Here is a 21,432-nt window from a genome sequence, read left to right as displayed (position 1 = left end):
AGAGACGCTTGTCACAGTGGCCGGGCGCTCCCCCCGGGCTCCGGGCCGAGTGCGAACTGGAACCCCTGGAGAGACCGTGAGCGACAACCAGCCGGCCGGCCAGGGGCCCACCCGTCCGCTCACCGTGGCCGACGTCCTCGCACTTCCCTCAACCATCTGGTCGACGACCCCGTGGAAACGGTCCGCACCTCCCTGCCGTATGCCTGTCCACGACCTGCCGGAGCAGAACGCAGCCGGTCGGCCGCGCCCTCGGGCAGGAGGGTGCGGCCGACCGGGGTCGTGCAGCGCGCGGGTGCTGCCGGCCGGACCGGGCCGGAGTCCGCGGCCGGTCACCTCCCCGCCCGGCGTTCGCGGACGCAGTGGCGGGGAGGCGCCGTCGTACTCATTTCAGGGGGGTCTCAGCCCACGGTGTACGTGTACGGGATGCCGATCAGTTCGGACCCCAGGACGTTCGAGAAGGCCGTGTCCGCGTCGACGTAGACCGTTCCGTGGACGACCGTGCCGACGGGCGCGGTCGGGGTCAGGGTCAGATTCATCGTCGCGGTCTTCCCCGCGGCGACGGTGACGGGGTTCCAGTCCGCGTCGGGGTCCCAGAACGCGCCGGTGGAGGCCTTCGCCGCCGGGTCGAACGACTGGGTCGTGGCGGTGAGGGTGACCTTCGCGGTGCCGGTGCCGGCGGGCTTGTCCGTGAAGGGCCCCGGATCGGCCACGTCGGTGCTCCACTGCCCCGAGGCCAGCTGGCCGGCGACGGCGGTGGCGGCCGTGGTGTCACCGGTACCGGCCTGCCCGACGACCATGGGAGAGCCGGCCCAGGGATACATCATCAGGTCGACCGGGCGGTCGGCGGCGGCCGTGGCGACCAGCCCGGTGGTGTGGGTGGGCACGGACCAGGTCGGGCCGTTCTGGTTGATCTGCGCGGTCCCCGACTTGTCCTTGCCGAACTGCCAGACGGCGATGTCGCTCGTGGTGTCGAGCCTCGGGTCGAGGAAGTACCGCCGCTCGGCGGGGCCGGAGTTGGGCACCCGCACCGGGACGGTGAGCGTGCTGCCGCGCTTGAGGACGCGGGACTGTTCGACGAGGCGACCAAGGCCGCATTCGAGTCCCTCATCCCGCGCGGAGAGATGGGGCGCCCCGAAGAAATCGCCACCGTCGCCCTCTTCCTCGCCTCCGACGACTCCAGCTACGTCAACGGCCTGGAACTGGTCACCGACGGCGGCACCACCGCCATCTGAACCACACACCAGGAATGCCGCGGGCACACCCCGCAACAACCCAGTCGCCACAACGAACTGATCTCGAACGCGGACATCCGCAACACGCCGAAGTGTTGCGTGGGCGCAAATGCGCGTGCTGACGAGCCGCAGGCGCCGGGAAAGGCGCGGCAGCTGGCCCAGCAACGTCGCGGCCGACGCCCTGCGCCTGACCCGGCACGAACGAAACAGAGCGACACCTCGAGAACAGGAAGAGACCCGCCGGACCCTCGGCTGGGAACCCGCTCAGCCCGGCCTGCTCGCCGATTTGGACAACGGCCATTACTTCTCCGCCGGCTGACGGCAGGGACCCGAATCGCAACGGGTCCGGCAAATGACAAGGGTTCGGCTCTTCTTTCCGTCGAGCCCTCAATCACACCGTCGGCGCGCCGGTGCGAGCCGCGACTCTTGCCCCGGTCGGCATCGGGGACAAGATCGCGAGACGACGCACCCTGTCCCCGACCGAGACGGTGTGAGGACGCCCAGGTCACTGATTCGGAATAGCACATTCCGAATTGAAACCTACACGCGGGCCAGGCAGACGCCGCGAGGGAGGGCCGTGCTCCGAACGCACGTCAGGCGGGTGAACATCAGACGATGGTCTGTCCCACCACCGCAGGGCCGGGAATAACGCCAAAAGTGGACGGCGGTCGGCAAGGGCTGCCTCCGTGAGCGTCGAGGGCAGGAAGTGGCGATCATCGGCACCTGGAATCTGGGGAACCTCTACCGGCCGGGCTGCCCCTTCGGCCACGAGGACGCGTACGCGGCGAAGTTCAAGGCCCTGGCCGGCACGATCGCCCCACTCGACCCCGGCACCCCGCGTTCACTGGGCAGGCATGCCCGGCACAGGGAGCCGGGACCCGGCCCTTCCACGACAAGCAGCCCGTGCGGCCGAACCTTGCCGGCCCCTGACCAGGACGGGCCCGAAACCGGTCAGCCGAGGCGCGACTGCTGCTCCGCCACCGCCGCGGGCAACTTCCCGCATCCGATCTTTCCGGCGGACACGACCACCCCCGGCCGTGCCGCTCCCACCGCGTTCGGAGGATGAACCGTGCCGTTGAACAAATACGGTGTGCTGGCCGCCCGCGCTGTCGACCGGCGCCGGGAGGGGTCCAGTGACACCCCGCACTACCAGATCCACCTCACCGACGACGCCGGTACCCACTACCGTGCCGCGGTCAACGTCGAGTCCCAGCAGGCCCCCTCGGAGCTGCTGTACCTGTCCGACGACAACTTCCGCCACCCTCTGACGGAGCTGCTCCCACCGGCCGGCAGCGGATGGACCGCCCTGCCGTCGCAGCCGGGCACCGCAAGCGTCGACTTCATCCGCGGCAACCTCTTCGATCCCGCCTCGATGCGGACGCTCCCGCCCGATCTTGAGGGCGCCGACAACGATCTGGCCGACCTGCTCGACCACTACGTGCAGCGGGTCATCGCCGATTCCACCGCCGCCGTCTACGCCTTCGGGCAGCGATGGGGCCCCGAGAAGGCCGGGGCCGACAAGGTGTTCGGGTTCCGGCCCGGCAACGGCGTTCACGACATCCACATGAACCAGGGCAACAGCGGGCGCTTCAGCTCCGACAACGGGGCCTGGCAGGACGGCGCTCTGCTCCTGCACCTGCCCGCCGAAAACCGCTGGGTCGCCGTCTTCCTGGCCTTCCAGTCCCAGGCCTGGCACACCGACGACACCACCGGTCAGCCCATCGACTCTGCACCGCCACGCCCCAGCAGCCGTGAGGAACCGCTGCGGATCATGGCCGCGCTGGTCAATCCCGTTGGCCCGACGCCCAAGGCCGAGACCGTCACCGTACTCAACGCCTCCCCCGCCCCGGTCAACCTCCAGGGATGGCACCTCGCCGACCAGAACCAGCAGACCCTCCCTCTCCCCGTCGGCCCACTCGCGCCCGGCACCACCCTCACCATCCCAGCCGAGAACGGATTCCACCTCGGCAACCGAGGTGGCACCATCACCCTCATCGACCCCGACGGCCTCAAGGTCCACGGCGTCTCCTACACCGCACAACAAGCCCAACGCGAGGGCCGAACCGTCACCTTCTGACACCAGCAACCCGCACACCACCTGCGCCATGTGGTACCCAGTGAGGGGCCGAGGATCAGGACCGGGGCGTCTTCTGGCCCGTCATAGCGGTATCGGATGGCGTTCATCGGTGTCTCACTCACCCGCCCGACCCTCTGTCACGACAGCCCCTATGAGCGGGGAGCGGGCCGTGGCTGTTTGACCAGGTGGAAGACCTCGCGGGCCGCACAGCGTTTGAGGCAACGGATGATTCCTCGTCGGGTCTTGCCCTCCTTGATGCGGCGCTCGTAGTAGTCCTGAGTGCGTGGGTAGACCCGCAGGCGGGTGAACACGATGCGGTGGAGCACGGCGTTGGCCTGCCGGTCGCCGCTGCGGTCGAGGCGACGGAACTGCCGGCGTCCCGAGGAACGCTCCACGGGACCGACCCCGCACAAAAGCGGCGAAGGACGCGCTGTACGCGCTTCCTGACAGTGTGGCCCGGGCTGGGCACGGGGAACACGCTGGCGGCGATGCTGCTGGTGCAGCTCGGGTGGTGGCGGTGACGGGGCTGCTGAATCTGCGGCCGCCCCGAGTGGTCGGCTGAGACGCGGGTGCTCGGCCGAGAGCTGAGCGGGGCAGGCCGCGCCCGGTACGGCAGCAGGGCCCGGACCACGTGTCGCGGTCCGGGCCCTGCTCCGTGCGGTGCCGCCCTGCGGCGGCGGTGCGTCAGCTCTGTGCGGTGTCGTCGCCCGTCTGCCCGGCGCCCTCGGCCGTGCCTGCCTTCTCGCGCATCTTGCGCACCAGCTCCGCCTTCTGGTCGGCGGCACCCTGGCGGTCGAGGTTGCGGTGCGGACCGTTGTTCTGCCGTTCGGCGCGGGACAGCTTCTTGCGCTGGCCGCCGCCCATGCCCACGGGGTTGTTGATGTTCTTGCTCACGGTCACGGGTTCTCCCGGTAATGATGTGAAGTGATCTACGGATTAATCGGTGGGGGGACGGGCACGGCGCCGTCGAAGGACGTCAGCAGGGGCCCATCACGCTCTCACTCGTAAATCGGCGTCTGGAAGAACATGACAAAGACGTTACCCGGTTCCGTCGGCCCCGCACACCAATCGTTTCGCCGCCCCGGCGTCGGCCGGGGTGTCGGCGAGCGCCCGGGGCCAGCCGTTTCCTTGCGGGAATCTCAGCACCGCCAGCACCCGCCGGAGGTCGCCGCCCGCCCGGGGCAGCTCCAGATGGGCGTTACTGGGCCGCCGCGGGTGTTGTCAGTGGTCGCGAGCACACCGACGGCATGAGAGATCATCTCACCTGCGCCCGCCGTTACGGCCGGCCTCGCTGCGGAACGTCTGCGCAGCGAGGCGTCGTTCGCGCGCTGTGCGCGGTCGGCCCACCCGAGTGCGACCGACGATTTCCGTGACACAGCTGGGAAGATCGGCTCCCGGTGGCGGGCCCGCCCCGCCGGAAGGATCGCCGTCATCGTGCTGGCGGTGCTGCGCTGCGACCAGCGGCCCGGCGATCCGGCCGGCGGGAACAGGGTGCACCGCACCACCGTGAGCCGGTGGGTGCGCGAGGTCGTCGGCCTGCTGGCTGCCCGCGCCCCGCGCCTGGACCGCGCGTTGAAGGACATCGCCCGAAAGGGCGGCGGCGTGGTTCTGCTGGACGGCTCCCTCATTCGCACCCGCCGACGCACCGGAGCGGACAACCGGCCGAACCACTCGGGCAAACACAAATGCCATGGCCTGCTCGTGATCGCGCTCACCGACGACCGCGGCCGACCGGTACGGATCTCTGCGGTGCGGCCCGGACGCACGTCGGAGATCACAAGCCCCGAGCACATCCGCGCCACCTGGAGTGGGACGGCGAGCGTCGAGGACGCCGCTGCTGACACGGTTTTCCCTAAAGGGAGTCGGCTCACGCGGACCTCGAGTTCCCGGCCGCAGCCGAAATTCCGAAGCATGGGAAGCACTACCGGCGCACTGCACCATGCATGTCATCGCTGTGCCCCCATACCGGCCACGCCGTGTACTTCCCCGGGGACAGGATGGGTACGCCCTGGGTACCCTCCACACGGTATGCAGGGACCGTGAAGCTAGAAATCCTGGAGATTTTATGACCCCGGAGATAGACGACGCCTTCGCCGCCATCAGGAGTGAGCACGGGCCGGATTCGATCGTCCGGGTCGAGCAGATGCTGGCAGCGGGAAAGGGGGATCGCCATCCGTTGCAGAAGGGGGCCAAGTGGATCTTACCGGGGATTTCTCAGCAGCCCTGGCACGATCCGTACGGCCACTCCGAGTTGGCACCGGTGGTGCACGCCTTCGAAGCGAACCACGGCACGATCAAGAAGGAGTTGGAGACCGCCTGGGCCGCCCGGCGGAACGCATTCTCCGATTACGAGCACTACCTCACGCGCCAGTCGGACTGGCAAGCGCTTTATCTCTTCCGCCAGGGCGGCCTGGTGAACGAGTCGGCCGACACGGTACCGACCGCATTCCAGGTACTGAAGGAGGAGGCGGTCGACACCGGGAAGCTCTGCCCCCTGCTGGAGTGCCACTTCTCGACCCTGCTTCCCGGCGCGGCGATCGCTCCCCACTGCGACCTGTGGAACTTCAGCATCAACCTGCACCTGGCAGTCGACATCCCCGAGGAGTGCGGCATCACGGTCGCCGACGAGACGCGCTCGTGGGAGGAGGGCAAGTGCCTGCTCTTCGACTACTCCTTCGAGCACGAGGCGTGGAACCGCGGGACGCGTCCGCGCACATGCCTGCTCGTCGACCTGTGGCACCCGGAGACCACGGCCCCCGAACGGAAAGCGCTCGTCGCGGCCATCACCGAGATCCGGAAGCTGATGGGCGAAGGGTGACACGAGGAGGGGCGCGGTGGCCGCTCTTGCTCGTCACGACTGCGGAGGCGCCGTCACCGCGTCCACTGTCACCTGGCCGGACCTGCGGAACCACAGATCGAAGCGAACCTTGTCCCCGACCTTCAGCTTCGGTGGGTCCAGGACCATCACGTCGACACCGTACGGGGTCATGTTCACGCGGCTTCGGGCCGGGATCTTGAGGGAGCCGAGCGGCTCCATCCGTCCCGCTCTGTCCTCGGTGACCCGCTGGCCCAGCATGGTGACCCCGAGTTCCGGCGAGGAGACAGACGTCAACACGTCGCCGGCGGCGCCGGTGTTGCTGATGTCGAAGAAGGCGGCCGTGTTTTCGGAGTTGGGTGGCACGAAGATGCGAGCGTTGCTGACGCTTATCCTTGCCGGCGGTTCACCGGCCGCACCCGTTGTCGTGTAGGCCGTCAGGAGCATCAAGGCCGTGACACACGTGACCACGGGCACCAGAGCGGCGCTCAGCGCGCCGCCGGCCCGGGGGCGCCAGGATGGCGAGGAGCGTTCAGCCGAATTGGTGGACGACGCGGAGCTCATCGGATCTCCTCCAGGGACGAGGCGGTGTTGCTGTCTGCCGTGGACGGTGTCGGACCGCCCCTGTCAGGGGAGGCAGAGGCAGAGCGGTAGTCGTGCCCGGTGGGCGAATAGGCCCGCAGTCGAAGGCTGTTGGCCACCACAAGAACGGAGCTCGCGGACATCGCCACGGCGGCGAACATCGGGTTGAGCCAGCCGGTGGCGGCCAGGGGAACGGTGACGACGTTGTAGCCGAAGGCCCAGGCAAGGTTGGCGCGGATGGTGCTCAGGGTCCGACGCGTGAGCAGCACAGCCGCGACCACCGCCTGCATGTCCTCGCGTACGAGGGTGATGTCGGCGGCGCCGATCGCCGCGTCGGTGCCGCCGCCCATGGCGATGCCCAGGTCGGCGGAGGCCAGGGCGGCGGCGTCGTTGACTCCGTCGCCGATGACCGCCACACGGCACCCCTCATCCTGCAGCTTCACGACGATGTCGGTCTTGCCCTCCGGGGTGACCCCGGCGTGCACCTCGTCGATGCCGACCTGCTCGGCCACGGCCTGCGCGGCGGCCGGGCCGTCGCCGGTCACCAGGATGGGCTCGATGCCCAGCTTGCGCAGGTGTCGTACGGCGGAGTAGCTGGAGGGCCGCAGTGTGTCGCCGACCGCGAGGACGCCGACCGGGTGACCGTCCCGCTCGACGACCACGCCTGTGCGAGCGGCGGCGTGGGAGTCGTCCAGAGCCTGCTGAAGCGCGCCCGGGAGCGGGATATCAGGGCGCGGGCGGCCTACGACGACCTCATGGCCGTCGACCCGGCCGTGGACGCCTAGTCCGGGAACGGCACGGAAGTCGGCCACCTGCGGCAGCCGGCCGCCGTCCGCGGCCTGGCGGGCAGCGGCGGCGATGGCTCGGCCGATGGGGTGCTCGGAGCCGTATTCGACCGCCCCGGCCAGTCGGAGGATTGCGCTCGCGTCTTCCCCGGCCACCACCGTCGTCGCGGTGAGGGTCATGCGTCCGGTGGTAAGGGTGCCGGTCTTGTCGAAGACCACGGTGTCGATGTGCCGCAGCCGCTCGAGCGCTTCCGGCCCCCGGAGCAGGACGCCGAGTTGGGCGCCTCGGCCGGTGGCTGCCATGAAGGCGGTCGGGGTGGCCAGGCCGAGGGCGCAGGGGCACGCGACGACGAGGACGGCGACCGCCGCGGTCACGGCGGCCGAGGCATCTGCCCCGGCGCCGAGCCAGAACCCCAGGACAGTGCACGCCACGGTCACGATCGCGGGTACGAAGACCCCAGCGACGGCGTCGGCCAGCCGCTGGATGCGTGCCTTGCCTGCCTGTGCGTCGGTCACCAGCCTGGTGATCCGGGCGAGTTGTGTGTCGGCGCCGACCGCCGTGGCACGAACCATCAGCAGTCCACCGGCGTTGACGGCACCGCCCACCACGTCCGTTTCCGGCCCGACCTCCACCGGGACGCTCTCGCCGGTCACCAGTGACAGGTCCAGGGCGGAGCTGCCGTCGGTGACCACGCCGTCCGTGGCGACCTTCTCACCCGGTCGTACCAGGAACTCCTGGCCGACCCGGAGTTCGGAGACCGGAACCCGCCGCCCCTGGTCGCCCTCGCGCAACTCGACGTCCTTGGCGCCGAGTTCGGCGAGCGCGCGCAGAGCCGATCCTGTGCCCTGCTTGGCGCGTTCCTCCAGGTAGCGGCCGGCCAGCACGAACAGCGGGACGCTCACGGCCGCTTCCAGGTACAGGTGCGCGCTTCCGCTGCCCGCCTCGGGCACCAGGCTGAACGGCATGCGCATGCCCGGCTGGCCCGCACCTCCGAAGTACAGGGCGTAGGTGGACCAGGCGAACGAGGCGAGCACGCCGAGGGAGACCAGGGTGTCCATGGTCGCCGTGGCGTGCCGTAGCCCCTTCAGGGCCCGCTCGTGGAACGGCCACGCGCTCCAGCCCACCACCGGAACGGCCAGGTTGAGGCACAGCCACTGCCAGTAGGTGAACTGCAGGGACGGCACCATGGAGAGCAGGAGCACGGGCAGCGACAGCAACGCCGTGATCAGCAGCCGGGCCCTGTCACTGATGCCCGCACCGGCCTTCCGTTGCTCGCGGGTCGCGTCCGCGCGCTGCTCTTCGGCGGGTGGCGGCGGGAGTTCAGCCGTGTAGCCGGCACTCTCCACCACGGAGATCAGCTGCTGGGCGGTCACCGAGGCGGGATGGGAGACGCGGGCCCGCCCGGTGGCCAGGTTGACGGTTGCCGTCACGCCCTCGACGCGGCCCAGTTTCTTCTCGACCCGGCCCACGCACGCGGCGCACGTCATGCCACCGACCAGCAGATCGGTGGTCGCCGCGGACTCGTTGGCCCTCTCACGGTGGTCGGCGGTGGTCATCGACTCACCCGCACCTGGCGGTCGACCGGACCGAGACCATGCATCCCGGGCATGCCCGGCTCCTGCGACTCCTCGGAGGCCGGCACCGTGCGGTGCATGCCCGGGGCCACCGGGCCTGCCATGCGTCCCACGGCGTGGGAAACCGCCGTCAATGAGACGAGCAGGACGACGAACCCCAACAAGGCCGGCGGAACGAAAAGGCCGCGCTTCGACTTCTCCATGCGTACATACGGTAGGGGGGTACCCGATTAATGGCCCGACTCTGGCGTGTGACAAAAAACCTTGCCGCCGCCGGGAACTAGACGCCTCCCCCATCCGACCCCCTATTAATGGGGGTTTCTCCGCCCTTTCGAAATATCGCACCCGGATCGGCCAAGAACGATACCGAAGGCCGAGTCAAGTCAATTATGAAGGTGCTGAAATCAGCCATCCCTGGCGCGCCCGGATTCGACCGAGAAGGCTGGAACTAGCGGACACCGCCAGCCGACTTGCCGAATAGGGAACCCACCCCTCCGCCATCAACGCACACGCCGGCCGCACGCCTCGTCCTCTAAATCTGCAAGCTCACCTGGCATGTTCCATCGCGACCCCAGGAGCGACCGTCTCAGATGTTCGACCTTCAACGAAGAAGTGAACGATTCTCACAACCGACTCGCAAGCCAGTCCGAAATTGGGAGGAGAGTGCTTGTGGCTGGCGGAGGAAGTGAGCCACGATCCGAGGGTGAGCCGCCGTCCTGTTTCAGGGGACGGATTCTTAGGGGGAATCGTTCCGCAATGCCTGCAGTGAATTCGCCATCTGCTCCGTCGCACCAGCGCCTCGGGTTGCCGCTACTTGTCCTGGCCGCCGCGCAACTGGTCATCTCGCTCGACTACAACATCGTGTACGTCGCCCTCCCCAGCATCGGCAGCGCGCTCGGCTTCTCGGGACAGGACCTGCAGTGGGTGGTCAGCGCCTACGTCGTGACGACCGGTGGGTTCCTGCTCCTCGGCGGCCGGGCCACGGATCTGCTGGGACGGCGCAGGGTCTTCGTCGTCGCCGCCCTGCTGTACGCGGTCTCCTCGCTGGTGGGCGGTCTGTCGGAAGCGGGGGGCGTGCTGGTCGCGGTGCGCGCGGTGCAGGGCATCGGTGGTTCGCTGCTGTTCCCCGCCGCCCTCTCACTCATCAACACCCTTTACGAGGAAGGCCCCAGCCGTAACCGGGCGCTGGCCACGTGGGGCGCCGCCGGGGCGGGCGGGCTGTGCTTCGGATCGCTGCTGGGCGGGGTGCTCGTCGACGCCTTCGGCTGGCCGGCGGTGTTTCTCGTCAACGTGCCGCTGGCCGGGGCCATCGCGCTAGCCGGAACGATCCTCTTCCCCGCGGACGGTCCACCGCCGCGGCAGCGGGACTTCGACCTCCCGGGCGCGCTGACCGCCACCGCGGGCATCACGCTGCTCGTCTTCGTCCTCATCCATGCACCGGAGGCCGGCTGGAGCAGCCGCGGCGTCCTCATATGCACGGCCCTCTCGGTGATCTCGCTGTCCCTGTTCGTCCTCGTCGAGACCCGCAGCCACGCCCCACTGACGCCAGGGCACCTGTTCCGCCACCGCAGCCTGCTGGGCGCCATGGTGCTGACCGCACTGTTCAGCGCCACGTTCAGCTCGCTGCCGTACTTCCTGACCCTGTACTTCCAGACGGTGCACGGCTACAGCGCCATGGCCACGGGAGCCGCCTTCCTCGTACCGGCCGTCGTCGTCGCCGTCGGAACGAAGGTCGGCGAGAGGGCCGTTGCCGCGCTGGGCGTGCACTCCATGCTGCTGGGCGGCATGGCGGCCGGCGCCGTCGGCGCCCTGCTCCTCGCCCTCGCATTCAGTGCCGACGGCTCCTATGCCCGCCTGCTGCCCGGGATCGTGCTGCTCAGCCTGGGACAAGGTGCCACCTGGACGGGCATGTGGATCGCGGCCTCCACCGGCATCCCAGCCCAGGACCAGGGCATCGCGTCGGGCCTGGCCTCCACCACCCTGCAGGTCGGCAGCGCCGTGGGCCTGGCCGTCCTGGTGGCTGTCGCCGGCACCGGCAGCCACGAACTGACGGCCGCCGGCCTGCTCGACGGAGTCCGTGCTGCCGCATACGTCATCGCAGCCGGAATCTGTCTCGGCGCCGTGGCCCTGCTGCCCTTTCGAAGGCGCGCGGACGTCTGAGCACGCCCGTCCTCCTACGACCGTTCCGTACCCGCCACCCCAGACATCCCCTCACTCATGCCAGGAGACCTAGGAGCCCTTGTGTCCAGCACCCTTGACCGACCGCTCAGCATGTCTGCACCTCCAACCCCACTGCACGATCGTGCTGCCGTCCTGTGCGGGCTGGCAGGCTGGCTCCCGCCGCGTGTCGTGACCAACGAGGAACTCGCCGGGCGGCTCGACACCAGCGACACCTGGATCCGCGCTCGCACCGGAATCGGCCGACGCCACTTCGCCGAACCCGGCCAGGCCACCTCCGACCTGGCCGTGGAGGCAGGCCGGCGGGCCCTGCGATCCGCGGGCATGGAAGACGTGGATGCCGTCGTCGTCGCCACGACGACTCCGGACCGCTCGTGCCCCGCCACGGCCCCTCTCGTGGCCGACCGTCTCGGTCTGACCGGGAAAGCGGCCTTCGACGTCAGCGCCGTCTGCACCGGGTTCGTCTACGGACTGGCCTCGGCCGCAGGTCTCATCGCGGCTGGAGTGGCCGAACGCGTACTGCTGATCGGCTCGGACACCTACTCCACGATCGTCGATCCGGACGACCGGACCAACGCGATCATCTTCGGCGACGGTGCCGGAGCCGTCGTCCTGCGCGCCGGCCACGCCGACGAACCCGGCGCCGTCGGCCACTTCGACCTCGGCAGCGACGGCGCCGGCGAGGAACTGATCATGGTTGCCGCCGGCGGTTCACGGCAGCGCTCGGCCTCCGGTCCAATCGCCCCGCAGGACCACCACTTCGCCATGCGCGGCAAGGAGGTCTACCGTCACGCGGTCACCCGCATGACGGCCTCCGCCCGGGCCACGCTCACGCTGGCCGACCGCAAGGTCGACGACATCGACCGCGTCGTCCCCCACCAGGCCAACCTGCGCATCCTTCGCTCGGTGGCGGAGGACCTCGGACTGCCCCCGGAACGGCTGGTTACCAACGTCGAGTCCGTGGGCAACACCGGCGCCGCATCGATCCCGCTCGCCCTGGCCGATGCGGCTGCCCAGCACACCATCCACGCGGGCGAACGCGTGCTGCTCACCGCGTTCGGCGGTGGGCTCACCTGGGGGTCCTGCCTCCTGACGTGGCCCGCTCTCGCCCGGACCGATCACCCGCACGACACAGGAGGAACGCAGGAGCCATGAGCACCACCTACGACCAACTGGTCGAGATCGTCACGAAACTGCACGACGCGCCGCGCGACCGGATCAGTCCGGACGTCACCTTCGCCCAGCTGGACGTCGACTCTCTGACGATGGTCGAGATCAGCATGCGCATCGAGCGCGAACTCGGAATCCACATCGACGACAACGAACTCGAGGAAGACCTCACCCTCGGCGCGACCACCAAGCTCATCGACTCGAAGCTCGCCCAGTAGCCACCGTCGCCGCCACTACCACAACCTCTACCGAGAGCGGGGATCATGCAGATCAAGGACGTCACGGGCAAGGAAATCGGCGCCACGGTCGAAGGGTTCGACCACGCCGCTGCTTCCGCGGAGGACATCGACGCCATCAAGGCGGCCGTCTACACGAAGAAGATCGTCGTCCTGAAGAACCAGAACCTGGCGCCCCGTCAGTTCCTGGAGCTTGGCAAGCTGTTCGGCCGTCCCGAGACCTACTACGAGCCGATGTACAAGCACCCCGAGGTCGAGGAGATATTCGTCTCCTCCAACGTGCCCGAGGACGGCAAGCAGATAGGCGTGCCGAAGACGGGGAAGTTCTGGCACGCCGACTACCAGTTCATGCCGGATCCGTTCGGCCTGACGTTCATCTACCCGCAGGTCATCCCGGAGAAGAACCGGGGGACCTACTTCATCGACATGGGCAAGGCGTACGAGCAGCTTCCCGAGGATCTCAAGAAGGAAGTGGCGGGCACCTTCTCCCAGCACTCGGTGCGCAAGTACTTCAAGATCCGGCCCTCGGACGTCTACCGGCCGATCTCGGAGATCATCGAGGAGGTCGACACCAAGACCCCGCCGGTGGTCAAGCCCAGTGTCTTCGTCCACCCCATGACCGGCGAGACCGTCCTCTACATCAGCGAGGGCTTCACCATCGGCATGGAGGACGAGGACGGCAAGCCGCTGGAGACCGACCTGCTCCACCGCCTCTTCGAGGCCACCGGCCAGCTCGACGACTCCTTCGACCACCCCAACATCCACCTGCAGACCTTCGAGAAGGACGACCTCCTGGTCTGGGACAACCGCAGCCTGATCCACCGCGCCCGGCACACCACCACCCCGGAGCCGACCGTCTCCTTCCGGGTGACCGTGCACGACGCGCGCAAGCTCTACGACGAGGTCGCGTGAGATGCGAACGTCCGTACAGCACAAGCCGCCCGCGCAGGACTACGGCAACGACGACGAACTGCTGCCCCAGGTCCTGAGGCCGTACAAGGCGCACTGCAAGTACCTGCGGTCCGCGGTGGTGAGCACCCGGTCCAGCCTCGTGTCCGCGCGCTGCGATCTGGCCATCCCGGAGTCCTGCTACATCGACGACACCGGCCATCTCAACGCCGTCGAAGTCAACATCAGCTACAACCAGATGATGTATTACACCGTCGCCAAGGCGGTGAAAGAGGGACTGCTGGAGGAGTTCGCCGGCTGGACGCTGGACGACTACTGGCGCCATCAGCTGCCGGACATCCTGATCGCCCGCTTCAGCGGCAGCTTCCGGCGTCCCATCAACGCGCGTTCCTTCTCCGGAGAGATCGAGTTCCTGTCCGTGGAGCGGCGCTCGCCGGGCGGCGAACCGCTGCTTGTCGCCGAGACCGCCTACCGGTACTGGGACGACACCGGCGGCCGGTGCGACGGCAACGTGAAACTCGCCTTCGTCAACGCCCCGTAGACACGCGGCAGCCGCACCTCGGCGTGCCGCCGCCGCGTTCGGTGGCGGCGGCACGCCCTCCGGCAGACCGAGAGCAGAACGAGAGGCAGGCCCGCCCATGGCCGAACCGTCCGCGCCCGGGACACCCGGCGAAATGCTGCACCACCCTGAGCTCAAGACCCTCGTCGACACGGCACGCTTCCACGCCGCACACAGCCCGCAGGTCACCGCCGTCACCTGCGAGAACCGCGACCTCACCTACGCACAGCTGCACGGTGAGAGCAACCGCATCGCCCACGCCATCCGCGAGGCCGGTGCCGCTCCCGGCGCCCGTGTCGCCTACCTGGGCAAGGAATCCGAGCACTACTACGAGATCCTCTTCGGATGCGCCAAGAGCGAGACCGTTCTGGTGCCCATCAACTGGCGGCTGACCGCCCCGGAGGTCAGCCACATCCTCCAGGACTCCGGCAGCGAACTGCTCTTCCTGGAGGACGAGTTCGCGCCCGTCCTCGACCGGCTGCCGACCGCCCCGCCGAAGACGGTCGTCCGGCTGGGCACGGGAGACGGCTTCGCCGCCTGGAAGGCGGACCACCCGGACACCGAACCGGCCTCCTCCCCCACCCCCGACACACCGGTCGCCCAGCTCTACACCAGCGGAACCACCGGCCTGCCCAAGGGAGTTGTCCTCGCCCACCGGAGCTTCTTCGCCATCCGCAACGCCCTGGCGAGCGAGCAACTCGACTGGATCGACTGGCGAGTCGGCGACGTCGCCCTGGTCGGCATCCCCGGCTTCCACGTCGGCGGCCTGTGGTGGGCCACCCAGAACTTCAACGCCGGCGTCACCGTGGTCGCGATGCGCGCATTCGCCCCCCGGGATGCGATCGACCTCATCCGCGACAGGGGCATCACCACCGCCTGCGTGGTCCCCGCCATGCTGCGCATGATGCTGGCCGAACCCGGCGTGAAGCCGGACGACTTCACCACCCTCCGCAAGATCGTCTACGGCGGCTCGCCGATCTCCGAGGCCCTCCTCGAAGAGAGCCTGGCCATGTTCGGCAGCGAGTTCGCCCAGATCTACGGCCTGACCGAGACCGGCAACACCGCCGTATGCCTGCCGCCCGCCGACCACGTCCCCGGCCACCCCCGGATGAAGGCCGCGGGGCACCCGTATCCGGGGGTCGGCAGCAAGGTCATCGACGGGGACGGCAAGGAACTGCCGACGGGTGCCGTCGGTGAGATCTGTCTGGCCACGCCGGCCCACATGGTCGAGTACTGGGCTCTGCCCGACAAGAGCGCCGAGACCCTCGTCGACGGCTGGATCCACACCGGCGACGCCGGATACGTCGACGAGGACGGCTACCTCTTCATCCAGGACCGCATCAAGGACGCGATCCTCGTCGCAGGCGAGAACGTCTACCCCGCCGAGATCGAGAACGTCCTGGAGCGTCACCCAGGGGTGGTCGAGGCGGTGATCGTGGGCGCCCCCGACGAGCGGTGGGGCGAGAAGGTCCACGCCTTCGTCGTGCCCGTGGCCGGGCAGGAACCCTCCCCACGGGACCTGCACCGGTTCCTCGTCGACCGCCTGGCCGCGTTCAAGCTGCCCGCGGCCTACGAGTTCATCGAGCACGTCCCGCGCAACCCCAGCGGCAAGATCCTCCGCCGTGAACTGCGCGACCGCTTCTGGAGCGACGCCGACCGCAAGGTCAACTGACCGGCACCCGCCACCCCGTGCGGCTATCAAGAGAGAACACCATGCCTGAGCCCCTGACGCCGGCCGCCTTCCGCGCGGATCTGGCGGAGTTCCTGCACCAGCAACCGGACGAAGTCGACCTGGACGAAAACCCCCTGGACGCCGGCCTGGACTCGCTGCGCATCACCACCCTCGCCGAGCGCTGGCGGGGCGCCGGTGCGGAGGTGAGCTTCGTCGAGCTCGCCGAGCGCACCTCTTTCGGCGAGTGGTGGCAGCTGCTGTCCGAACGCCAGGCGGGAGCGTCCCATGCCGACGCCTGACCCGCGCGCCGAGCGCCACCCGCTCCTTGCCGCCCAGGAGGGCATCTGGACCGGTCACCACCTCGATCCCGACAGCCCTGCCTACAACACCGCCGAATACGTGCACATCCACGGCTCGGTGGACCCGACGGCATTCGAGAAGGCGCTGCGCCACGCCGTGGCGGAGGCCGAGGCTCTGAACGTCCGCTTCGTCACCGACGAGACGGGCCGGCCCTGGCAGGTGAGCGTCCCCGGCATCGAGTGGGAACCGCACCTCGCCGACCTGACCAGCGCAGCCGACCCGCAGCAGGCCGCCCTCGCATGGATGGCCCAGGACCTGGCCCGCCCCCTCGACCTGGAACGCGACCCGGTGTTCGGCCATGCCCTGCTGCGTACGGCTCCCGACGAGTTCCTCTGGTATCACCGCGTCCACCACATCGCGCTCGACGGATTCGGCCTGTCCCTGGTCGCGCGCCGCGTGGCGCAGGTGTACACGGCCCTGGTGGAGGACGCCCCGTTGGGCGAGAGCGGCTTCGGCACCCTGGAGTCGGTCCGGCAGGAGGAGGCCGCCTACCGCGCCTCGGAGCGTTTCACCAAGAACCGCTCCTACTGGACGGAGCGTTTCGCGGACCGCCCGGCGGTCCCCAGTCTCGCCGCCGAACTGGCGCTTCCCGCCCGCACCTTCCTGCGCCGCGTCGTCGACCTGGATCCCGACGAGACAAAGCGGCTGCGCGCCGTCGCCGACGACTTGTCGGTGACGTGGTCCGATCTCCTGCTCGCCGTCACCGCCGCCTACATCCACCGGGTCAGCGGCGCCCCCGAGGTCGTGCTGAGCCTTCCGGCCATGGGCCGCCTCGGATCGGTGTCCCTGCGTGTGCCCTGCATGGTGCGCAACATCCTTCCCCTCCGCCTCGCGGTGGACGAGCAGGACGGCCTGCGGGACCTGGCCACCAGGGTGGCCGCGGAGCTCCGGGCCGGCCGGCCGCACCAGAGGTACCGCTACGAAGAGCTGCGGCGGGACCTGAAGTTGGTCGGCGGCAAGCGACGGCTGTCAGGGCCGGGCGTGAACATCATGCCCTTCGAGTACGACCTCCGGTTCGCAGGCCATCGCAGCACGGTCCACAACGTCTCCGCGGGGCCCGTCGACGACCTCGCGGTCAACGTGTACGACCGGGCCGAGGGCTCGGGGCTGCGAATCGCCGTCGACGCCAATCCGGAGCTGTACGACGAGACGGACCTGGCCACGCACCAGCAGGGGCTATGGGCACTGCTGCGCGAGGCCCTCGCGGCACCGGACCGTGCGATCGGCCGACGCCCGTGCACCGTCCTGGACGGCGGACCGCTGCCCGGCCCGGCCCGGCCGGTGCTGAGCCTCATCGCCGACCATGCCGCCCGGCGCGGTGGCGCCACCGCGGTCGAGTACGACGGACGGAGCATCACCTACGCGGAGTTGTTCGGCTCCGCGCGACAGCTGGCGCGACGCCTCGCCGCCCGGGGCGTCGGTCCCGGCGCGGTCGTTGCCGTCGCCCTGCCGCGCGGCATCGACGCCGTCACCGCCATCCTCGGCGTCCTGCTCTCGGGCGCTGCCTACTGCCCGCTCGACCCCGACGCCCCCGGAACGAGGACGCAAGCGCTCCTGGACAGCGCCCGGCCCTCGCTCATCCTCACCCACAGCGCATACGCCGCCCGCTTCGAAGCTCGGCCCGCCCTCCTGCTCGACGGCCCCGGCGAGGGCGCCGAGGCATCGCTCGCCCCGTCGGGAACGGCGGCCGATCCGGCCTACCTCATCCACACCTCGGGCTCCACCGGCCGGCCCAAGGGCGTGGAGATCAGCCACGGCGCGCTGGCCACCTTCGTCGCAGGTGCCGCACACCGCTACGACGTGCGCCGCGAGGACCGCGTCCTGCAGTTCGCGCCCCTGCACTTCGACGCCAGCGTCGAGGAGGTTTTCCTCACCCTGTGCGCGGGCGCCACCCTCGTCATACGCACCCGCGAGATGACCGAGTCGGTGCCCCAGTTCCTGCGCGCGGTCGGCCGGCTGCGGATCAGCGTGCTGGATCTGCCCACGGCCTACTGGCACGAACTGGCGTACACGGTCTCCACCGGTACGACTCCGCTGCCCGACGGGGTGCGGACCGTCATCATCGGAGGAGAGGCAGCCCTGCCTGAACGGGTCGACCGCTGGCGGAGCGCTGTCGGCACATCAGTACGGCTGTTCAACACGTACGGCCCGACCGAGGCGACGGTCGTGGCCACGGTCGCCGCACTCCACAAAGCCTCTGCGGATCCGGGCGACGTACCGATCGGGGTCCCGCTGCCCGGCATGCGAGCGGCGATCGTCGGCGGCGAGCTATACCTCCTCGGCGACGCCCTGGCCCTGGGCTATCGCGGTGCGGACGAGCCAGACGACGCCCGGTTCGCAGCGCTCCCCCAACTACCCGGCAGTCCAAGGGCCTTCCGCACGGGCGACTTGGTGCGCCTCGGCGACGACGGACAACTGCGGTTCCTCGGACGGGCGGACGACGAATTCAAGATCAGCGGACATCGCGTCCATCCCTCCGAGGTCGAAGCCGCCCTCCTCGCCCAGCCGAGCGTCCGGGAAGCCGCTGTCGTCGGGCAGGTGTCGCCGGACGGGACAAGGCGGTTGGCCGCCTACGTCGTCGCGGAGGATCCCCAGCCCACCGCCGCTGAGGTGCGTGAGGGGCTGCGGAAGGTCCTGCCGGCGGCGATGGTTCCGTCAGCCGTGGAGTTCACCGACCGGCTGCCCCGCACGAGCACGGGGAAGATCGACAGGAACGCCCTCAGCACGGTCGTGGAAGAGCAGGCTGTCCCGGTGGAGGAAGTGGGCGGCCTGGAAGCGACCATCGTCCGTATCTGGGCCCAGATCCTGGGCGTTGAGCGAATGACCCCGGAGGACGACTTCTTCGACCTCGGCGCCCAGTCGCTCCAGGCGATCCAGGTTGCCAACCGGCTCGGCGTGGAGCTGGAGCGGGAGGTCCGTGTCGCCTGGCTCTTCGAGCATCCGACGGCCGCCGACCTCGCACACCGCCTGGAGCGCCGCGAGGGCGCCCCGGCTGCCGCGTCCGCGTTGCCCGAGGCCGTCCTGGCCGACTCTGTCCTGGACGACGACATCCGGCCCGGCGCCTCGCCCCGCGTGACCGGAACACCACGCACCATTCTGCTCACGGGTGCGACCGGCTTCGTCGGCCCGCATCTGCTCGCCGAGCTGCTCAGTGCCACCGACGCCGAGATCGTCTGCCCGGTCCGGGCCGCGACCCCCGCCGAGGCCGCCGACCGCATCCGTCAGGCCCTGGCCGCTCAGGAGATCCCGCTGCCGGCGGGCGCCGAACGGATCACCGCCGTCCCCGCCGACCTCAGCCGCCCGGACCTGGGGCTCGGTGCCGCCCGGCTCGCCGAACTGGCCGAGACCTGCGACGCCGTCCTCCACAACGCGGCGACGGTCAGCATCATGCGCGACTACGGCAGCCTGCGCGCCGCCAACACCGAATCCACCCGCCGGCTGCTGCGGATGGCCTCCGCACGCTCGATCCCGGTCCACCTGGTGTCGACGCTGTCCGTCGCCCCGCCCCGCAGCCGGAGTCCGGAGGTGCCCGAGACGTTCTTCCCGCCGCACCTGGGGCTGGGCAGCGGCTACCAGCAGTCCAAGTGGGCGTCCGAACGCCTCCTGGAACAGGCCGCCGAACGCGGTCTCCCCGTCACCCTGCACCGCCTGGGCCGCGTGACGGGAGCCCCGGACACCGGCCAGGTGAACCGGCGGGACTTCCTGTGGAGCGTCCTGGCCTCCGGCATCCCGGCCGGCATCGTGCCCGACCTGTTCGACGCCGAGGTGTGGACCCCGGCGGACTACGTCGCCCGCGCCGTAGTCCGGCTGTCCCTGACCGCCGCACCCGGCACGGTCTTCAACCACGCCCCCGTCGCCCCCGTACGGCTGGCCGACGTGTACGACTGGGTGCAGGAGTACGGGTACGCCGTCAAGCAGATCCCGCTGACGCAGTGGCGCCGGGAACTGCCCCGCTCCGCCGACGTGGCGGCGACGACCGGAGCATTCTTCGACTCACTCGCCGCCGACGAAGATGCCGAGCCGAAGCTCGCGCTGGGCCGCGTCCGAGCGGACCACGTTCTGCGCGGGCTCGAAGGCACCGGGATCTCCTGCCCGCAGGCCGATCGAGCACTGGTGTTCCGATATCTGGACCACTGTGTCAAAAACGGGATCCTGCCACCCCCCGCAGGGCGGAACGTCTGACTTCTTGGGAACTCAGGCCCACCCCGCACCGACTACTTGAGCGGAGTCCTTTCCCGTCCCAAGGAGATCGTGTGCAGACGAAACGGCCCGCTGCCGTGGCCCTGGCCGGCGCCCTGTGTCTGGCCGCCACGGCATGCGGGGCCTCGTCGTCCCCGACGGCCAAGGCCGCCGCGGACGCGAGCGCCCCCGGATATCCGGTCACCCTCAAGAACTGCGGACAGACCACCACGTTCACCAAGGCCCCCAGCCGGGTGGTCGCCATGAACGGTGCCTCCGTCGCCGAGGTCTCCTCGCTACTGGCGCTGGGGCTCGGTGACCGCATCGTGGCGAACGAGCAGTCCTACGGCCGCTCCGAGGTCCCGGGCCGGGCCGCGGCCATCAAGAAGCTGCCCACCGGCAACATCGAGCTCAACGACGCCTACGACATCCCCCGCGAGGCGATGCTGGGCCTGAGCCCGGACCTCGTGCTGTCCACCACGTCGTACGGCTTCGACGCCAAGAACGGCTTCGCGACCCGTGACGACCTCAAGGCGGTCGGCGCCAACTCCTATGTGTCCCCGCAGGGTTGTGACCAGGACACCTCCCACATGACCATCGGCGACAGCTATCAACTGCTGCGCGATCTGGGGAAGATCTTCAACGTCAGCGGTCGCGCCGAGAAGCTCATCACCGAGTCACGCAAGCGGATCGGCGACGTGTCGGCCAAGGTGAAGGGCGAGAAGAAGCCCAACGTCATGGTGGTCTTCTCCAACATGAGCATGGGCGGCAACGACTTCAGCTCCATCGCGGCCCACGGCATCTGGAACGACATCCTCACCAAAGCCGGAGGCAGCAACGCCTTCTCCTCCACTTCCAAGACCGCCTTCGCCGACCTGAGCAAGGAGAAGGTCGCCGCCGAGCAGGTGGATGCCCTCGTGGTGATCAGCTACAACGACCCGAACCCCGAGGCGTACGCCCGCAAACTGCTCAAGGAGTTCCCCCAGTGGCCGGCCGCGAAGAACAAGCGCTCCCTCGTGCTGTCCGACTCGATCTACCTCGGGCCCAGCAACGACCTGGCCGTGGAGAAGATCGCCAAGGTACTGCACCCGGGCGCCTTCTGA

General features: G+C 69.4%; 19 protein-coding genes and 1 pseudogene. 14 read left to right on the top strand and 6 right to left on the bottom strand.

Annotation, left to right across the window (positions count from 1 at the left end):
* Positions 1 to 398: 398 nt before the first annotated feature.
* On the bottom strand, positions 399 to 1,022 hold the full coding sequence (locus ACYUED_RS36000) for a hypothetical protein (protein WP_491294845.1): 624 nt from the start codon (positions 1,020 to 1,022) through the stop codon (positions 399 to 401).
* 45 nt (positions 1,023 to 1,067) lie between these two features.
* On the opposite strand from ACYUED_RS36000, the pseudogene ACYUED_RS35995 reads away from it, so the two are divergent.
* From ACYUED_RS35995 to ACYUED_RS35980, 4 genes and pseudogenes are all read left to right on the top strand, one after another.
* A pseudogene (locus tag ACYUED_RS35995) lies at positions 1,068 to 1,232 on the top strand (SDR family oxidoreductase); the annotation flags it as partial.
* Between the two features lie 109 nt (positions 1,233 to 1,341).
* The gene (locus tag ACYUED_RS35990) at positions 1,342 to 1,551 is read left to right on the top strand and encodes a hypothetical protein (RefSeq protein ID WP_491288770.1); all 210 of its coding nucleotides are present in this window, start codon (positions 1,342 to 1,344) and stop codon (positions 1,549 to 1,551) included.
* A 387-nt stretch (positions 1,552 to 1,938) separates the two neighbouring features.
* Complete coding sequence (locus ACYUED_RS35985; RefSeq protein WP_491288769.1) at positions 1,939 to 2,298, top strand: hypothetical protein; 360 nt, start codon at positions 1,939 to 1,941, stop codon at positions 2,296 to 2,298.
* Positions 2,299 to 2,301: 3 nt separating this feature from the next.
* Complete coding sequence (locus tag ACYUED_RS35980) at positions 2,302 to 3,309, top strand: DUF2278 family protein (protein WP_491288768.1); 1,008 nt, start codon at positions 2,302 to 2,304, stop codon at positions 3,307 to 3,309.
* A gap of 149 nt (positions 3,310 to 3,458) precedes the next feature.
* Here ACYUED_RS35980 and ACYUED_RS35975 read toward each other — a convergent pair whose 3' ends face one another.
* Both ACYUED_RS35975 and ACYUED_RS35970 read right to left on the bottom strand, forming a co-directional pair.
* Entirely contained in the window at positions 3,459 to 4,094 is a 636-nt protein-coding gene (locus ACYUED_RS35975) for a transposase (protein WP_491288767.1), read from the bottom strand.
* Positions 3,994 to 4,209, bottom strand: coding sequence for a DUF6243 family protein (locus ACYUED_RS35970; RefSeq protein ID WP_491288766.1), 216 nt, complete (start codon positions 4,207 to 4,209; stop codon positions 3,994 to 3,996). Before ACYUED_RS35970 ends, ACYUED_RS35975 begins: the two co-directional genes overlap by 101 nt.
* A gap of 1,165 nt (positions 4,210 to 5,374) precedes the next feature.
* Here ACYUED_RS35970 and ACYUED_RS35965 point away from each other — a divergent pair.
* The gene (locus tag ACYUED_RS35965; RefSeq protein WP_491288765.1) at positions 5,375 to 6,127 is read left to right on the top strand and encodes an aspartyl/asparaginyl beta-hydroxylase domain-containing protein; all 753 of its coding nucleotides are present in this window, start codon (positions 5,375 to 5,377) and stop codon (positions 6,125 to 6,127) included.
* A gap of 33 nt (positions 6,128 to 6,160) precedes the next feature.
* Here ACYUED_RS35965 and ACYUED_RS35960 read toward each other — a convergent pair whose 3' ends face one another.
* The 3 genes from ACYUED_RS35960 to ACYUED_RS35950 all read right to left on the bottom strand — a co-directional run bounded on the left by ACYUED_RS35960 (position 6,161) and on the right by ACYUED_RS35950 (position 9,269).
* The gene (locus ACYUED_RS35960) at positions 6,161 to 6,571 is read right to left on the bottom strand and encodes a copper chaperone PCu(A)C (RefSeq protein ID WP_491294590.1); all 411 of its coding nucleotides are present in this window, start codon (positions 6,569 to 6,571) and stop codon (positions 6,161 to 6,163) included.
* Between the two features lie 113 nt (positions 6,572 to 6,684).
* Entirely contained in the window at positions 6,685 to 9,048 is a 2,364-nt protein-coding gene (locus tag ACYUED_RS35955; RefSeq protein ID WP_491288764.1) for a heavy metal translocating P-type ATPase, read from the bottom strand.
* Positions 9,045 to 9,269, bottom strand: a complete 225-nt coding sequence (locus ACYUED_RS35950) for a hypothetical protein (protein ID WP_491288763.1) — start codon at positions 9,267 to 9,269, stop codon at positions 9,045 to 9,047. Before ACYUED_RS35950 ends, ACYUED_RS35955 begins: the two co-directional genes overlap by 4 nt.
* A 601-nt stretch (positions 9,270 to 9,870) precedes the next feature.
* Between ACYUED_RS35950 and ACYUED_RS35945 the strand changes: the two genes are divergently transcribed.
* The 9 genes from ACYUED_RS35945 to ACYUED_RS35905 all read left to right on the top strand — a co-directional run bounded on the left by ACYUED_RS35945 (position 9,871) and on the right by ACYUED_RS35905 (position 21,432).
* Positions 9,871 to 11,226, top strand: coding sequence for an MFS transporter (locus ACYUED_RS35945; protein WP_491288762.1), 1,356 nt, complete (start codon positions 9,871 to 9,873; stop codon positions 11,224 to 11,226).
* A 111-nt stretch (positions 11,227 to 11,337) separates the two neighbouring features.
* On the top strand, positions 11,338 to 12,399 hold the full coding sequence (locus ACYUED_RS35940) for a beta-ketoacyl-ACP synthase III (protein WP_491288761.1): 1,062 nt from the start codon (positions 11,338 to 11,340) through the stop codon (positions 12,397 to 12,399).
* Positions 12,396 to 12,632, top strand: a complete 237-nt coding sequence (locus ACYUED_RS35935) for an acyl carrier protein (protein WP_491288760.1) — start codon at positions 12,396 to 12,398, stop codon at positions 12,630 to 12,632. The genes ACYUED_RS35940 and ACYUED_RS35935 overlap by 4 nt, the downstream gene beginning before the upstream one ends.
* A gap of 45 nt (positions 12,633 to 12,677) precedes the next feature.
* Positions 12,678 to 13,562 (top strand): (3R)-3-[(carboxymethyl)amino]fatty acid oxygenase/decarboxylase, encoded by an 885-nt coding sequence (gene scoE, locus ACYUED_RS35930; RefSeq protein WP_491288759.1) that lies wholly within the window; start codon positions 12,678 to 12,680, stop codon positions 13,560 to 13,562.
* Between the two features lies 1 nt (position 13,563).
* Positions 13,564 to 14,100 (top strand): (2E)-enoyl-ACP glycyltransferase, encoded by a 537-nt coding sequence (scoD, locus tag ACYUED_RS35925; RefSeq protein ID WP_491288758.1) that lies wholly within the window; start codon positions 13,564 to 13,566, stop codon positions 14,098 to 14,100.
* A gap of 97 nt (positions 14,101 to 14,197) precedes the next feature.
* Positions 14,198 to 15,790 carry a long-chain-fatty-acid--CoA ligase gene (locus tag ACYUED_RS35920; protein ID WP_491288757.1) on the top strand — a complete coding sequence of 531 codons (1,593 nt, stop codon included), beginning with the start codon at positions 14,198 to 14,200 and terminating at the stop codon, positions 15,788 to 15,790.
* A 41-nt stretch (positions 15,791 to 15,831) separates the two neighbouring features.
* The gene (locus ACYUED_RS35915) at positions 15,832 to 16,089 is read left to right on the top strand and encodes a phosphopantetheine-binding protein (RefSeq protein WP_491288756.1); all 258 of its coding nucleotides are present in this window, start codon (positions 15,832 to 15,834) and stop codon (positions 16,087 to 16,089) included.
* Positions 16,076 to 20,332, top strand: a complete 4,257-nt coding sequence (locus tag ACYUED_RS35910) for an amino acid adenylation domain-containing protein (RefSeq protein WP_491288755.1) — start codon at positions 16,076 to 16,078, stop codon at positions 20,330 to 20,332. The genes ACYUED_RS35915 and ACYUED_RS35910 overlap by 14 nt, the downstream gene beginning before the upstream one ends.
* A gap of 71 nt (positions 20,333 to 20,403) precedes the next feature.
* The gene (locus tag ACYUED_RS35905) at positions 20,404 to 21,432 is read left to right on the top strand and encodes an ABC transporter substrate-binding protein (RefSeq protein WP_491288754.1); all 1,029 of its coding nucleotides are present in this window, start codon (positions 20,404 to 20,406) and stop codon (positions 21,430 to 21,432) included.

This window comes from Streptomyces sp. DF42 (assembly GCF_058267695.1).
This window is presented reverse-complemented; position numbering and strand designations above follow the sequence as displayed.